The following is a 15,155-nucleotide window of genomic DNA, read 5'->3' as shown; positions in this document are numbered from 1 at the left end:
GGGGGGCACGGCTCATCCGGCGCTCAGATCAATGAACGCTGCACTTCACAGTTCGTCACGATCTGGCTTCGTCGCCGGTTGCACAGGGGGCTGCCAGGTCGCATTCAATCGCCCGCGACGTTGCCAGTAACCATCGGTGTCCAGTACCTCAAGCAATCCGACACTGGCGAGCGCGGCAAGGTACGCAGCGACCCCGTCCTTCGCCTCCTCGTTGAACAAGGCCGTTTCCTGTGGCGAGAAGCTGGGGGTGAATTTGAACAGGGCCCCGCCACGACCGGTGAAATAGCAACAGCCTCCGGAGACACCGCTCTTTTTCACAACGTCTCTGCAGAACCACAGGTCGGCCAAGGCCAGGTTATCCATCAGTAATCGATCAGACGCAGTGGGGTCCTTCACGAACAGGTTGAAGCGTTTGTAGAACTGATGAACAGCCGCCCACCTGTAGTCCTGCGGAAAAACCGGCAACGGCAAAGGCTGCGCACCCGGCACCGTGACCGGTGCAATGGGCCCACCCGGCCCTGAGTAAAACAGCGTACTGGCAGCCCCACTGTTGACGCCGTCCTCATGCGGCTCGACGGCCACGAACGAAGAAGACGCCTGATGGATCAGCACGCCACCCAGATACGGTTGGCCGACGTACTCGCCAATCAATCGCTGCGCCAAGCGAGCCGCATCATCGGCATGGGCGAAGACGGGGCCGAGCGCAAACAGGTTGTCCTGCTCCCACTTGATCAGCTCGATGCCGGTTTTGACACCCCGGGCATCAACCCTGAGCGGCGACCAGAAAGCGCTGCGCACCACGACCTGCAACTCACCGTTGGCGATGACTTTGCGCAGGTAGTCAATCAGCGATTCCCGGCCTGATTGCAGGATTTTCTCGTAGGCCACCATGGCATGAAACAGGGTCCACTCAGGTGCCTTGGCCCTGGGGGCATAGCGCAACAAGGCGCCGTCGGCGCAGGAGATGTAGACGTTGAGGTACGTGGATCCTTCAGCCGTGCGCACACCGACAGCGCCCAGCCCGTAGGACAAGTCCCGAGGCGAGATGAAGCTCTGTGTCACGTCATGGGGCAATCGTCCCGGGCTTGTCGACGGACACAAATAAATGCCCTCGACTCGATACCCCAACGGTAGCAACCCTTGGGGAAATACCCGCTCGACCGTGAGATGCCCTTGCCGCCCGTCGATCGGCAGCGTCGTCACGTACCGTTCACCGTTCAGCCCCTTGAGCACAAAGCCGAACATCAGGCTGGCACGGGCGCCTACCGCGCGATGGACATGGCGCATGGCATCGTCTACCTGCGTGAAGACCGGGCTGAGCGCCGGCTCGGTAATGGCAAATCGATGCACGTCCGACGAGATAATCCCCGGATAAGCACTCCAGTGCGACAGTTGCCTGGCCTCGCCCCACAGTCGGCTCCCCCGAATCACTTGCAACCGGCCGGCCCTTGCAACCTGATTGACATACTCGCTCGGTGTTAGCGTGCCGTTGCGCATCTGCAGTTCTATCGGGGTATGCCGGCGCTGCAATTGGCTGGGTGGCGCCAATGCCCGGGCGAGTTGCTTTTCGCTGGCGCTTGCACTGAGGGTGTAGCTGATCAGGCTGCCGTCGAGCCCCAGCAGGTATTCCTTGCCGGGCGACAGAGACGGGGAACCCCCCGAACCGGTCAGAATGTCCGCCAGAAAATCCGTGGAAAACATCGCCTGGTACACGTCCCGCTCGCGGTCCGACAGCGCGAAAATCGGTTCGACCGGAATTCTGGAATGGTACCGGGCGACGACCGTACTCCCGGTCAGAAACAAACCCTGTTCAATCAATTCATCCAGACGAATCCAGTTGGCAGGGAAGTTCTCGACCTCCACGGCCACCGGCAACGTTGCGACAAACAAACCATCGGCGCGACGCAGCACCAGGCCGCCGTAGACCCGCTCACGCCGTGAGCCCAACTGCGCCAGCGCATAGCCCGCGGCATCGTCCTGCGACACAAAGACCGGACTGAGGGCTCGCCGCTGGATCTGCACGAAAGGTGTCCAGTCAGGTCCGACACTCCCCGGCTCGTCCCACAGCTCACTGGTGCGCAGCACCTTCAGGTCTCCGGCCTTGGCGAGCATTTGAATGACGTTGGCATAGGGTCGTGTGTCCTTGCCCAATGCTGACGTCAGTTGCTGCACACCCTGATTGTCGAGTTGTGTTGAGGAGGCCGAGTACTGGTAACGCAACAATGCCCCATCCAGTGTTGCGATAAAAATGTTCAGGTCCTGAAAATGCGTCAGGCGTTGCGTGCCCTTGTCGTCGTAGATCGCTGCAGCCAAATCGCTGATGGACGCAAAATGCCGGGCAAACCAGGCCTCCGTGGTCGATAACCCTTTAGGCATCCAGCTTGCCGCGTAATAAAGCCCGAGGGTCCTGAACTCGTCGATCAATACGGGAGCGCCAAAGTCGCTTGCCTGGTTCAGCGCCCCCAGGCCCCTGGGCGTAACCGTTTCGGTCGCCACGTACTCCTCGCGCGCCTTGTGCTTGAGGATGAATCCCCAACCCGCCGCGGCTGCGCGGTAGTCATGCCGGGCACGATGGCGGGCGTTCAACACGGCGTCTTCGGCGCTGGTAAAAATCGCCCCCAGCACGGGAGCGGCAATGTCTGTGCGGGCGGCCTCGTTATTTGACTGATCACCCAGCACCGTTCCCCGCGGCCCCCACACGTCGCTGCCGACCACCACGCGTAATCTGCCGGTGCCAGCCAGTTCGTCGACCACTGCACCGGGCTCAAGTGTGCCGGCTGCCAGCTCCTGGTCTATCAGCGTTTTGCCATCGGCGAGTACAGCCGCCCGCTGTTGCAGGCGGTTGCGAGCCGCCACTTTCGATACATCGGGGCTGTAAACCAACAGGGCGTCGGCTGAGCCGGACAGGTAGAAATCAACAACATGCGCACGCTTGTCGAACACCGAGCGAATGTCTTCGGTGGTGAACATTTGTGCGTGGATCAGTTGCTCTTGCAAGTCAGTACGCACAATGGCTCCGGCATCCGCTTGCCAACGCGAGGCGTACAGCCCATGAAAAGAGTGACCCTCGACCAACACGATCGGTGCCCCGGTAGCGTCGAGGGGGCAGAGCCTGTCCAGTGCAAACCGTTTTGCGGCAAACACCGGCTCGGTGGCGACGAAACGTTGGTTTCGATCCTGCAAAACCATCCCGACGAAGCCCTGTTCACGCCGGCTGCCAATATATTCATGAGCAAAACGGGCGGCATCGTCCGCCCTGAGGAAAGCGGGACTCAAGCGCCTCGACCGGGCATAGGGTTGCCAGTCAGGCCCCACGATCCCGACAACATCCCAAAGCGCGCTGTCCTTCAGCACCGTCAGCTCGCCAGCCGCTGCCACCTGTCCGATGTAATCCGCAGGCTTGAGCGTACCGGTCTTCAGTCGCACGTTGAGATCCGCGCTGTCCTCCAGCGGTACTTCACGCAGGTGCGCCGAAGGTCGGTATTGCAACACGGCGCCGTCCCGGGTCCGGGCGTACACCTTGAGGTAGTCCGGGTACTCCTGCCGGTGGACATCCTCCAGCGAAAACCTGATGCCCGTAGCCAACTCCTGCGGTGAAAAAAAGCGCTCATAAAGCCAGGGCTCGCCGGCGCTCTGAGACGCATCACCCTGCGGCATGAAGTAGACGCCGTTCAGGTCGAAATCGAGCAGGCGCTCCAGCGTGCGATCGGCATTCATCGGGAAGGACTTGAACAGTTCGGCTGCCGGATCGCTGGAAAGCACCGGATAGGTCGCCATGTACTGCGCGCTGCCGGCAGAGGTCACGACAAACCCCAGATAAACGCTGCCGGTGGATGCGCTTACCGTGGCGGCGGCCGCTTCGATGGCCTTGTCCACCTGGTCGAACACCGCACAAAAAAACGGCTGTACCGACGTCGAACTTCTCACCGCAGCCGTACCGAGCGTCCAGTTCGTCGGCACGTTTCCTCGCACGCCTCCCCACGGTGCATTGGCTACCAGTACGCTCAGGGTGCCGGTCTGGGCGACTTTCTGAATCAGTTGCTCAACGTCGGAGAACGGCCCGAAAGCCTTGACGCCCAGCTCAATGAGTTCTTCCTCTTCTGCCGGCTGAGTGGACTCGTACTTGATCAACGAGCCATCCGGCCCCGACAAATAATGACGCTGGCCATAGGCGCCCGGGTCCTGCATGTGACTCAGGAGATGTGCTCTGGAAAAAAATCCGAGGCTCAACGTGATCTGCTCAGTCGTCCAGCGCGGATGAATACGCTGGACGTCAGCGTGACTGGCCGCGTGGGACAAGTAATACGCCGCGCCCCTGTAGCCGGGTGGGGCAAACAGCTCTTGGGAGTTTTCAGAAGATGACAGAAAGTCGAAATCGAAATGCCTCATCCTTCCCGCCACCGGCAATGTGGGCTGAAATTTTCCGTCGCCACGCTGCAAGATCACACCGCCGTAAGTCTTGTCATGGCGCGCGCCGATCTGCCGGTGAGCCCAGTAGGCCGCGTCATCCGCGCTGATGAAGATCGGCCCCAGGGCAGGAAAGGTTGCCCCGCGTCGGGGTGCTGAAGGTGTACTGATAGAAATGCCGTTCATGCGCTGCTCACTCAACTGAGAAGCCACGATGATCAAGATCCCGGAGCGCGGCAGGTGGTACATATATATCGCTACCGTTTTTTTTGCTTTGCCGCACCCGGCACCAATGCTGCGCACGGCGGTGCACCCGCGCCTTCATCAAGCCCCAGTCTGGTGCGTCATCACGTTCACCGAGGGCTCTATTTCAATATTTCCCTGCCTTTTCCGAACAGGCACAGCCCTTGCTAAAGACCCTTCAGTAGTCCGCATCTGCCAACCCAGAAAAAATTCTAATGTTCATGGAGATCGCACAATGAAGCGTCGTAGCTTGATCAAGGCTTTCACACTCACGGCAAGCATTGCCGCTATGGGCATGACCTGGACCGTCCAGGCCGCCGAGACCATCAAGGTCGGTATTCTGCACTCGTTGTCCGGGACCATGGCGATCTCCGAAACCTCGCTCAAAGACATGGCGTTGATGACCATCGACGAGATCAACGCCAAGGGCGGCGTGAACGGCAAGATGCTGGAACCGGTGGTCGTGGACCCCGCGTCGAACTGGCCGCTGTTCGCGGAAAAGGGTCGTCAGTTGCTGACCCAGGACAAGGTCGCCGTGGTGTTCGGTTGCTGGACGTCGGTGTCGCGTAAATCGGTGTTGCCGGTGTTCGAAGAACTCAACGGCCTGCTCTTCTACCCGGTGCAGTACGAAGGCGAAGAGATGTCGCCGAACGTGTTCTACACCGGTGCCGCGCCGAACCAACAGGCGATCCCGGCGGTGGAGTACCTGATGAGCGAAGAAGGCGGCAGCGCCAAGCGTTACTTCCTGCTGGGCACCGACTACGTTTACCCGCGCACCACCAACAAGATTCTGCGCTCGTTCCTGCACTCCAAAGGCGTAGCGGACAAGGACATCGAAGAGGTCTACACCCCGTTCGGCCACAGCGATTACCAGACCATCGTGGCCAACATCAAGAAATTCTCGGCCGGAGGCAAGACAGCGGTCATTTCCACCGTCAACGGCGACTCCAACGTGCCGTTCTATAAAGAACTGGCCAACCAGGGCCTGAAAGCGACTGACGTTCCGGTTGTAGCGTTCTCGGTCGGCGAAGAAGAACTGCGCGGCATCGACACCAAACCGCTGGTGGGCAACCTCGCGGCCTGGAACTACTTCGAGTCGGTCGAGAACCCGGCGAACAAGAAATTCGTGGCCGACTGGAAAGCCTACGCGAAGAAACACAACCTGCCGGGCGCCGACAAAGCGGTGACCAACGATCCGATGGAAGCCACTTACGTGGGCATCCACATGTGGGCGCAAGCGGCTGAGAAAGCCAAATCCACCGACGTCGACAAAGTCCGCGAAGCGCTCGCCGGCCAGACCTTTGCCGCGCCGTCGGGTTACACGCTGACCATGGACAAGACCAACCACCACCTGCACAAGCCCGTGATGATCGGCGAAATACAGGCCGACGGTCAGTTCAACGTCGTGTGGCAGACCGAAGGGCCGATCCGTGCCCAGCCTTGGAGCCCGTTCATTTCGGGTAACGACAAGAAGCCGGATTATGCGGTGAAGAGCAACTGAGTCACTGGATGTCGGCCTGAGCACTTCATTCAGGACCGACACAAATCCCTGTAGGAGTGAGCCTGCTCGCGATAGCGGTGGGACAGACAACAGACCTGTTGATTGATAGACCGCTATCGCGAGCAGGCTCACTCCTACATTTAGCCCGCGCAAGGCCTTACATATGCCCACCGCCCTTTACCGCTTGATCTTTGCACTCGCGCTCTTACTGCCGATGGCCGCGCATTCCGGCGACGCCGAAGACTTCGTCGCCGCCAATCCCGTGCAGCAAGCCAAGCTTCTGGAGTCCTGGGCTGCGCAGCCCGATCCTGCCCGTATCGAACTGATCAACGCCCTGCAACAAGGCGAGTTGACCGTCGACGGCCAAGCCAAAACCCTGCGCCTGAACAATCGTCTGCGGGGTCTGATCGACACCGCGCTGGCCAGCCACCAATTGCTCGCCGCCGACGCCAAAATCCGTCTGGCCGCCGCGCAGCAATTGCAGAAAAGTGCCAAACCGGCCCAGCTGAAATTCCTCGACCAACAACTGGCCGGCGAAAAAGATGAAACCGTCCACGCAGCCCTGAGCCTAGCGCTGGCCAACCTGCAACTGGTCGACACCGACCCGGCCGTGCGCCTCGCGGCAGTGCGCCTGCTCGGCGAAACCGGCGATCCGCTGGCCCGCACCCGCCTCGAAAGCCTGCTGGAGCCGGGCATTGAAACAGACGCCAACGTGCGCACCGCTGCCGAAACCAGCCTGGCCCAGGTCAAACGTAAACTGCTGATCGGCGAAATCCTCGGGCAAGCGTTCAGCGGCATGTCCCTGGGCTCGATCCTGCTGCTCGCCGCCCTGGGACTGGCGATCACCTTCGGTCTGCTCGGCGTGATCAACATGGCCCACGGCGAAATGCTGATGCTCGGCGCGTACTCGACCTACGTGGTGCAGCTGATGTTCCAGCGCTTTGCCCCGCAAGCCATCGAGTTCTACCCGCTGATCGCGTTGCCGGTGGCGTTTTTCGTCACTGCCGCAATCGGCATGGCGCTGGAGCGTACGGTGATTCGTCACCTCTACGGCCGCCCGCTGGAAACCCTGCTCGCGACCTGGGGCATCAGCCTCATGCTGATTCAGCTGGTGCGTTTGGTGTTCGGCGCGCAGAACGTCGAAGTGGCCAACCCGGCCTGGCTCTCGGGCGGGATTCAAGTGCTGCCCAACCTCGTGCTGCCGTACAACCGCATCGTGATCATCGCCTTCGCCTTGTTCGTGGTTGTGCTGACCTGGCTGCTCCTGAACAAGACGCGCCTGGGTTTGAACGTGCGCGCCGTCACCCAGAACCGCAACATGGCCGCGTGCTGCGGCGTTCCGACCGGGCGCGTGGACATGCTCGCGTTCGGCCTCGGCTCGGGCATTGCCGGACTCGGCGGCGTAGCGCTCAGCCAGATCGGCAACGTCGGCCCGGACCTTGGACAGAGCTACATCATCGACTCGTTCCTGGTGGTGGTGCTCGGCGGTGTCGGTCAGTTGGCCGGTAGTGTCCTGGCCGCGTTCGGCCTGGGCATCGCCAACAAGATTCTCGAACCGCAGATCGGCGCCGTGCTCGGCAAGATCCTGATCCTCGCGCTGATCATTCTGTTCATCCAGAAGCGTCCGCAAGGCCTCTTCGCACTGAAAGGACGGGTGATCGACTGATGAACCAGCCCCTGATGCTCACGGCCAGCCAAAAGGCCGGTCCCAAAGTCACCATCGCTGTTGGCGCGGTGATTCTGGTTCTGCTGCTGGCGTTGCCACTGCTCTCACTGTTGTCGCCGGACAGTGTGTTCCACGTCTCGGCCTACACCCTGACGCTGGTGGGAAAAATCCTTTGCTACGCCATCGTCGCCCTCGCCCTCGATCTGGTCTGGGGTTACGCGGGGCTGTTGTCCCTCGGCCACGGCCTGTTCTTCGCCCTCGGCGGCTATGCGATGGGCATGTACTTGATGCGCCAGGCCTCAGGCGATGGCTTGCCGGCGTTCATGACCTTCCTGTCGTGGACCGAACTGCCGTGGTACTGGACCGGCACCAGCAGCTTTCTCTGGTCGATGTGCCTGGTGGTGTTGGCGCCGGGGTTGCTGGCGCTGGTCTTCGGGTTTTTCGCCTTCCGTTCACGGATCAAGGGCGTGTATTTCTCGATCATGACCCAGGCCCTGACCTTCGCCGGGATGCTGCTGTTTTTCCGCAACGAAACCGGGTTTGGTGGCAACAACGGCTTCACCAACTTCCGCACCATTCTCGGCTTTGGCATTACCGAGCCGGGCACGCGCGCGGTGCTGTTTTTCGCCACGGTGGTGTTGCTGGTGGCGAGCCTGTTTATTGGCTGGCGCCTGGCGCAGAGCAAGTTCGGCCGGGTGCTGACCGCGTTGCGCGATGCGGAAAACCGCCTGATGTTTTGCGGCTACGACCCGCGGGGTTTCAAGCTGTTTGTCTGGGTCTTAAGTGCGGTGCTGTGTGGTCTGGCTGGCGCACTGTACGTGCCGCAAGTCGGAATCATCAACCCGAGTGAAATGTCGCCGACCAACTCCATTGAAGCAGCCGTATGGGTGGCCCTCGGTGGTCGCGGCACGCTGATCGGTCCGCTGCTCGGCGCTGGCGTGGTCAACGGCATGAAGAGCTGGTTCACCGTGGCATTCCCCGAATACTGGCTGTTCTTCCTCGGAGCTCTGTTCATCGTCGTGACCTTGTACCTGCCCAAAGGCGTGATCGGTCTGCTGAAAAAGAGAGGTGAGCAATGAGAGTCACTGCGACGGCTGAATTCATGCTCGAACCGGCATTTTTTCCTGTGGAGCCCAACAAGGACGCCGGCAGCAGCCGCGATGCCATCGGCCTCGGGCAACGTGTCGGCCCTGGCCTGGACACACGCCACGGCACGATCCTGACCCTGGAAGACATCAGCGTCAGCTTCGATGGTTTCAAGGCGCTCAACGCTCTGAACCTGTACATCGGCGTCGGCGAATTGCGCTGCATCATCGGCCCCAACGGCGCGGGCAAGACCACGCTGATGGACGTCATCACCGGCAAGACTCGCCCCAGTCACGGCAAAGCCTGGTTCGGTGAAACCCTGGACCTGACGTCGATGAGCGAAGTGCAGATTGCCCAGGCCGGCATCGGCCGCAAGTTCCAGAAGCCGACGGTGTTCGAAGCCTTGAGCGTGTTTGAGAACCTGGAGCTGGCGCAGAAAACCGACAAGTCGGTGTGGGCCAGCCTGCGGGCTCGCCTCAGTGGCGAACAGAAAGATCGCATCAGCGAGGTGCTGGAAACCATTCGCCTGACGGCCTCGGTCAATCGCCCGGCGGGTCTGTTGTCCCACGGCCAGAAGCAGTTTCTGGAGATCGGCATGCTGCTCATGCAAGACCCGCAACTGCTGCTGCTCGACGAGCCGGTGGCGGGCATGACCGATGCCGAGACCGAGTTCACCGCCGAACTGTTCAAAAGCCTGGCCGGCAAGCATTCGCTGATGGTGGTGGAGCACGACATGGGTTTTGTCGGCTCGATTGCCGACCACGTCACCGTGTTGCACCAGGGCAGCGTGCTGGCCGAAGGGTCGCTGGAACAGGTGCAGGAAAACGAGCGTGTAATCGAGGTTTATCTCGGAAGATGATTTTGCTCCCGTAGGAGCGAGGCTTGCCCGCGAAGCTTTTGGCGGCCTCCAGGCCCCCTTCGCGGGCAAGCCTCGCTCCTACAGGGGATTTGAGGGGAATTTGAAGATGCTGCAAGTCGACAAGCTGCACCAGTATTACGGTGGTAGCCACATCCTGCGGGGCCTGACGTTTGACGTGAAGGTCGGTGAAGTGACGTGCCTGCTGGGGCGCAACGGCGTGGGCAAGACCACCCTGCTCAAATGCCTGATGGGTTTGCTGCCGGCCAAGGAAGGCGCAGTGAACTGGGAAGGCAAACCGATCACCACGTTCAAGCCGCACCAGCGGGTGCATGCCGGGATCGCCTATGTGCCTCAGGGCCGCGAAATTTTCGGCCGCCTGACCGTGGAAGAAAACCTGCTGATGGGCCTTTCGCGATTTCCTGGTTCTGAAGCCAAGGAAGTGCCGGCCTTCATCTACGAGCTGTTCCCGGTATTGCTGCAAACGAAGCAACGGCGTGGCGGTGACTTGTCCGGCGGCCAACAGCAGCAATTGGCGATTGGCCGCGCACTGGCCAGCCGTCCACGGCTGTTGATTCTCGATGAGCCCACCGAAGGCATCCAGCCGTCGGTGATCAAGGAGATCGGCGTGGTGATCAAGAAGCTCGCGGCCCGGGGCGACATGGCGATTCTGCTGGTCGAGCAGTTCTACGATTTCGCCGCCGAACTGGCCGACCAGTACCTGGTGATGTCCCGCGGCGAGATCGTGCAGCAAGGTCGCGGCGAAAATATGGAAGCCGAGGGTGTACGCGGTCTGGTTACGATCTAATCTGAAGCGTCCTGACGATAACTAGAAGACATGAACTTACCTCTCCCCACTGCCCTGTTTACACCGAGCTGGCATGCCGAGCTGGAATTGGGCTACGCCCGGTTCGGCGACAGCACGCGCCCGGTCCAGCGCCGGCATAAAGGCCCGCTGCGGGTGCAGAAGCACCTGTATGCCGAAGGGCCGCAAGTGTGCCAGCACATCATCGTTCATCCGCCGGGCGGCATCGCAGGCGGTGATCGACTGGACATCTCGGCCAGCGTCGGCCCGGATGCCTGGGCGCAAATCACCAGCCCGGGCGCTGCCAAATGGTATCGCGCGGCGGGGCCCGCCTATCAGCAGCTGACGTTGAAAGTGGCGTGCGGTGCAACACTGGAATGGCTGCCGCAAGAGACGATTATCTTCAGCGACGCCCAGGCCGAACTCGGCACCTCGATTGATCTGGAGGGCGACGCCCGGCTGTTTTACTGGGACGTCGTGGCGCTGGGTCGCCCGGCCAGTGGCGAGCGCTTCGACCTCGGGTATTTTCAGGCGCAACTGGACATCCGCCGCGACGGCCAGTTGCTCTGGCACGAACGCCAGCGCATTGTCGGGGATGACGGGCTGCTCGACTCGCCGATTGGCCTGGATGGGCAGCCGGTGTTTGCGACGTTGCTGGTCACGGGTGAGATCGATAGCGAACTGCTGGAAACCTGTCGCTCGCTGCCCAATGAAGTGCGCGGGGATCTGACGCAATTGCCGGGGCTTCTGGTGGCTCGGTGTCTGGCCAGTGAGGCGCTGTTGGCGCGGGGCTGGATGATTGATTTGTGGCGGTTGCTGAGACCTGCGTTGCTCGGCAGGGAAGCGGTCCCACCCAGAATATGGAGCACCTGAAACACTTTCCAATGTGGGAGCGAGCCTGCTCGCGAAGGCGCGGTGTCATTCAACATAGATGCTGATTGGCCCGCCGCCTTCGCGAGCAGGCTCGCTCCCACAAGGTTTATATTCACAGTTCCAATGACCTTTTTAACTGCCTTGATGGATTCCAAACGATGGACCTGACCCCACGCGAAAAAGACAAGCTGCTGATCTTCACCGCAGGCCTCGTGGCCGAGCGGCGTTTGGCGCGCGGCGTGAAACTCAATTACCCGGAAGCCATGGCCTACATCTCCGCTGCGCTGCTCGAAGGCGCGCGTGACGGCCAGACCGTGGCCGAACTGATGCACTTCGGCACCACCCTGCTCAGCCGCGAACAAGTGATGGAAGGCATCCCGGAAATGATCCCGGAGATCCAGGTCGAAGCGACGTTCCCCGACGGCACCAAACTGGTCACCGTTCACCAACCCATCGCCTGAGGACGCGTCATGACCTATCACATCCGCGACGCGCTGCACGCCGATCTGCCGGCGATCCGCGACATCTACAACGACGCCGTGCTCAACACCACGGCGATCTGGAACGAACAGGCCGTGGACCTGGGCAACCGTCAGGCATGGTTCAGCGCCCGGCAAGCCCAGGGTTATCCGATCCTGGTGATCGTCGACGGCGATAACAGTGTGCTGGGCTACGCTTCATTTGGTGACTGGCGGCCGTTCGACGGTTTCCGCCACACCGTCGAGCACTCGGTCTACGTGCGTAGCGACCAGCGTGGCAACGGTCTCGGCCCGCAATTGATGACGGTGCTGATCGAGCGCGCCAAAGACTGCGACAAACATGTCATGGTCGCTGCCATCGAAAGCGGCAATGCCGCTTCCATCCGTTTGCATGAACGGGCCGGTTTCGTGACCACCGGGCAAATGCCGCAGGTGGGCACCAAGTTCGGCCGCTGGCTGGACCTGACCTTCATGCAACTGACCCTCAATCCTGGCGCGGAGCCGCCGCCCGCCAACAAGGAGTAATTGCCGATGAACGCTGCCCAACTGCGCCGCGTCAATGTTGAAAGCTTTGCGCACTATCGTCAGGGTTTGATTGATTTGCTGCTCGACGCCGTCGGCTATGGCGCCAGTGTCGGGTTCATGGCCAATCTGGACGCCACTCAGGCCCGCGCCTATTTCGATGAGGTTCAGGACAACCTGAACAAGGGCAACGTACTGCTGTGGGTGGTGGTCAAGGACGAGCAAGTGCAGGCCAGCGTGCAACTGACCCTGTGCCAGAAAGCCAACGGCCTTAACCGTGCCGAAGTGCAGAAACTGCTGGTGCGCGAACATGCGCGCCGCCGTGGTCTGGGCCAACAATTGATGAGCGCGCTGGAACAGGCCGCGCTCCAGCACAAACGCGGCATGCTTTACCTCGACACCGAAGCCGGCTCCCCCGCCGAAGACTTCTACAAGGCCCTGGGCTACACCAAGGCAGGTCAAATCCCTGATTACGCCTGCGACCCGAGCGGCCAGTACAAACCGACCGCCCTCTACTACAAGATTCTTCAGGGAGCCCACTGATGATTCCCGGTGAATACCAGATCCAGCCCGGCGACATCGAACTCAACGTTGGCCGTCGCACTGTCAGCCTGAAAGTGGCCAACAGTGGCGACCGGCCGATCCAGGTCGGCTCGCACTACCACTTCTTCGAAACCAACGACGCCTTGACCTTCGACCGCGCCGCCAGTCGCGGCATGCGCCTGAACATCCCCGCCGGCACCGCCGTGCGCTTCGAGCCGGGGCAGAGTCGCGAGGTCGAGCTGGTGGACCTGGCCGGGCATCGCCGGGTGTTCGGGTTTGCCGGCAGGATCATGGGTGACCTCTAAGGAATGCGGTGTCTGCACCGACCCCATCGCGAGCAGGCTCGCTCCCACAGTTGATCGCACTCCCCTGTGGGAGCGAGCCTGCTCGCGAGAGTGAGCGCAGCGAACGATTTCAAATTCAATTGAATCTCAAGGCGAACGAATGAAGATTTCCCGTCAGGCCTACGCCGACATGTTCGGCCCCACCGTCGGTGACAAGGTCCGTCTGGCCGATACCGAGCTGTGGATCGAAGTGGAAAAAGACTTCACCACCTACGGCGAAGAAGTGAAATTCGGCGGCGGCAAAGTCATCCGTGATGGCCAGGGGCAGAGTCAATTACTGGCCGCCGAAGTGGTCGACACCTTGATCACCAACGCGCTGATCATCGACCACTGGGGCATCGTCAAAGCCGACGTCGGCCTCAAAGACGGCCGCATCGCCGCCATCGGCAAGGCCGGCAACCCGGACATCCAGCCGGACGTGACCATCGCGGTCGGCGCCAGCACCGAAGTCATTGCCGGTGAAGGCATGATCCTCACCGCTGGCGGCATCGACACACACATCCATTTCATCTGCCCGCAACAGATCGAAGAAGCATTGATGAGCGGCGTCACCACCATGATCGGCGGCGGCACCGGCCCGGCCACCGGCACCAACGCCACCACCTGCACGTCCGGGCCGTGGCACCTGGCGCGTATGCTCCAGGCTGCCGATGCATTCCCGATGAACATTGGCTTTACCGGCAAGGGCAACGCAAGCCTGCCGGAGCCGTTGATCGAGCAGGTCAAGGCCGGCGCCATCGGCCTCAAGCTGCACGAAGACTGGGGCACCACCCCGGCGAGCATCGACAACTGCCTGAACGTCGCTGACCAGTACGACGTACAAGTGGCGATCCACACCGACACCCTCAACGAGTCGGGCTTTGTCGAAACCACCCTCGCCGCCTTCAAGGGTCGCACCATCCACACCTATCACACCGAAGGCGCGGGGGGCGGTCATGCCCCGGACATCATCAAGGCCTGCGGCTTTGCCAACGTGCTGCCGAGCTCGACCAACCCGACCCGGCCGTTCACCCGCAACACCATTGACGAACACCTCGACATGCTGATGGTCTGCCACCACCTGGACCCGAGCATTGCCGAAGACGTGGCCTTCGCCGAAAGCCGCATCCGCCGCGAAACCATCGCGGCCGAAGACATCCTGCATGACCTCGGCGCGTTCTCGATGATCAGCTCCGACAGCCAGGCCATGGGCCGCGTCGGTGAAGTCATCACGCGCACCTGGCAGACCGCCGACAAGATGAAAAAGCAGCGCGGCCCGCTTCCCGGGGATGGCGAAGGCAACGACAACTTCCGCGCCAAACGCTACATCGCCAAGTACACGATCAACCCGGCGATCACCCATGGCATCAGCCATGAGGTGGGCTCGGTGGAAGTGGGTAAATGGGCGGATCTGGTGCTCTGGCGTCCGGCGTTTTTTGGCGTCAAGCCGACCTTGATCCTCAAGGGCGGGGCCATTGCGGCCAGCCTGATGGGCGATGCCAATGCTTCCATTCCGACGCCGCAACCGGTGCATTACCGCCCGATGTTTGCCAGCTACGGCGGCTCGTTGCACGCCACCAGCCTGACCTTCATCAGCCAGGCAGCCCAAGAAGCAGGCCTTCCCGAGGCCTTGGGTTTGAAGAAGAAAATCGCAGTGGTCAAAGGGTGCCGCGAGGTGCAGAAAACCGACTTGATCCACAACGACTATCTGCCGACCATCGATGTCGACCCGCAGACCTATCAAGTCAAGGCTGACGGTGTCCTGCTGTGGTGCGAGCCCGCCGATGTGCTGCCGATGGCTCAGCGATATTTCCTGTTTTGATCGTTCTGTCTGCCTGACAATCCCGGCGG

Annotated in this window: 12 protein-coding genes; 11 read left to right on the top strand and 1 reads right to left on the bottom strand. The window is 61.2% G+C overall.

Going from position 1 to position 15,155, the window contains the following annotated elements:
- Nucleotides 1-45: 45 nt before the first annotated feature.
- On the bottom strand, nucleotides 46-4,593 hold the full coding sequence (locus JIO00_RS02955) for a DUF4329 domain-containing protein (RefSeq protein ID WP_200667581.1): 4,548 nt from the start codon (nucleotides 4,591-4,593) through the stop codon (nucleotides 46-48).
- 292 nt (nucleotides 4,594-4,885) lie between these two features.
- Between JIO00_RS02955 and urtA the strand changes: the two genes are divergently transcribed.
- The 11 genes from urtA (at nucleotide 4,886) to ureC (ending at nucleotide 15,126) form a co-directional block, all read left to right on the top strand.
- Nucleotides 4,886-6,151: an urea ABC transporter substrate-binding protein gene (urtA, locus tag JIO00_RS02950; protein ID WP_010463931.1), complete on the top strand. Its 1,266-nt coding sequence runs from the start codon at nucleotides 4,886-4,888 to the stop codon at nucleotides 6,149-6,151.
- Between the two features lie 163 nt (nucleotides 6,152-6,314).
- Complete coding sequence (gene urtB, locus JIO00_RS02945; RefSeq protein WP_010463933.1) at nucleotides 6,315-7,817, top strand: urea ABC transporter permease subunit UrtB; 1,503 nt, start codon at nucleotides 6,315-6,317, stop codon at nucleotides 7,815-7,817.
- Nucleotides 7,817-8,896 carry an urea ABC transporter permease subunit UrtC gene (gene urtC, locus JIO00_RS02940; protein WP_010464088.1) on the top strand — a complete coding sequence of 360 codons (1,080 nt, stop codon included), beginning with the start codon at nucleotides 7,817-7,819 and terminating at the stop codon, nucleotides 8,894-8,896. Before urtB ends, urtC begins: the two co-directional genes overlap by 1 nt.
- Nucleotides 8,893-9,762 carry an urea ABC transporter ATP-binding protein UrtD gene (gene urtD, locus JIO00_RS02935; protein ID WP_010464089.1) on the top strand — a complete coding sequence of 290 codons (870 nt, stop codon included), beginning with the start codon at nucleotides 8,893-8,895 and terminating at the stop codon, nucleotides 9,760-9,762. Before urtC ends, urtD begins: the two co-directional genes overlap by 4 nt.
- A gap of 106 nt (nucleotides 9,763-9,868) precedes the next feature.
- Nucleotides 9,869-10,567 carry an urea ABC transporter ATP-binding subunit UrtE gene (gene urtE / locus JIO00_RS02930; RefSeq protein WP_200667580.1) on the top strand — a complete coding sequence of 233 codons (699 nt, stop codon included), beginning with the start codon at nucleotides 9,869-9,871 and terminating at the stop codon, nucleotides 10,565-10,567.
- Nucleotides 10,568-10,597: 30 nt separating this feature from the next.
- Complete coding sequence (locus JIO00_RS02925) at nucleotides 10,598-11,437, top strand: urease accessory protein UreD (RefSeq protein WP_154502845.1); 840 nt, start codon at nucleotides 10,598-10,600, stop codon at nucleotides 11,435-11,437.
- Nucleotides 11,438-11,595: 158 nt separating this feature from the next.
- Nucleotides 11,596-11,898 carry an urease subunit gamma gene (gene ureA, locus JIO00_RS02920; protein ID WP_007907366.1) on the top strand — a complete coding sequence of 101 codons (303 nt, stop codon included), beginning with the start codon at nucleotides 11,596-11,598 and terminating at the stop codon, nucleotides 11,896-11,898.
- A gap of 9 nt (nucleotides 11,899-11,907) precedes the next feature.
- On the top strand, nucleotides 11,908-12,441 hold the full coding sequence (locus JIO00_RS02915) for a GNAT family N-acetyltransferase (RefSeq protein WP_010464096.1): 534 nt from the start codon (nucleotides 11,908-11,910) through the stop codon (nucleotides 12,439-12,441).
- Nucleotides 12,442-12,447: 6 nt separating this feature from the next.
- Nucleotides 12,448-12,981 carry a GNAT family N-acetyltransferase gene (locus JIO00_RS02910; RefSeq protein WP_010464097.1) on the top strand — a complete coding sequence of 178 codons (534 nt, stop codon included), beginning with the start codon at nucleotides 12,448-12,450 and terminating at the stop codon, nucleotides 12,979-12,981.
- Nucleotides 12,981-13,286, top strand: coding sequence for an urease subunit beta (locus JIO00_RS02905; RefSeq protein WP_008146494.1), 306 nt, complete (start codon nucleotides 12,981-12,983; stop codon nucleotides 13,284-13,286). Before JIO00_RS02910 ends, JIO00_RS02905 begins: the two co-directional genes overlap by 1 nt.
- Nucleotides 13,287-13,425: 139 nt before the next feature.
- On the top strand, nucleotides 13,426-15,126 hold the full coding sequence (gene ureC / locus JIO00_RS02900) for an urease subunit alpha (protein ID WP_010464104.1): 1,701 nt from the start codon (nucleotides 13,426-13,428) through the stop codon (nucleotides 15,124-15,126).
- The last annotated feature ends 29 nt before the right edge of the window (nucleotides 15,127-15,155 follow it).

The sequence above is a fragment of the Pseudomonas sp. SW-3 genome (assembly GCF_016615645.1).
In the GTDB taxonomy this organism is placed as follows: Bacteria; Pseudomonadota; Gammaproteobacteria; order Pseudomonadales; family Pseudomonadaceae; genus Aquipseudomonas; species Aquipseudomonas mandelii.
The sequence above is the reverse complement of the archived record's forward strand: the minus strand, read 5'-3'. Positions and strand labels throughout refer to the sequence as shown.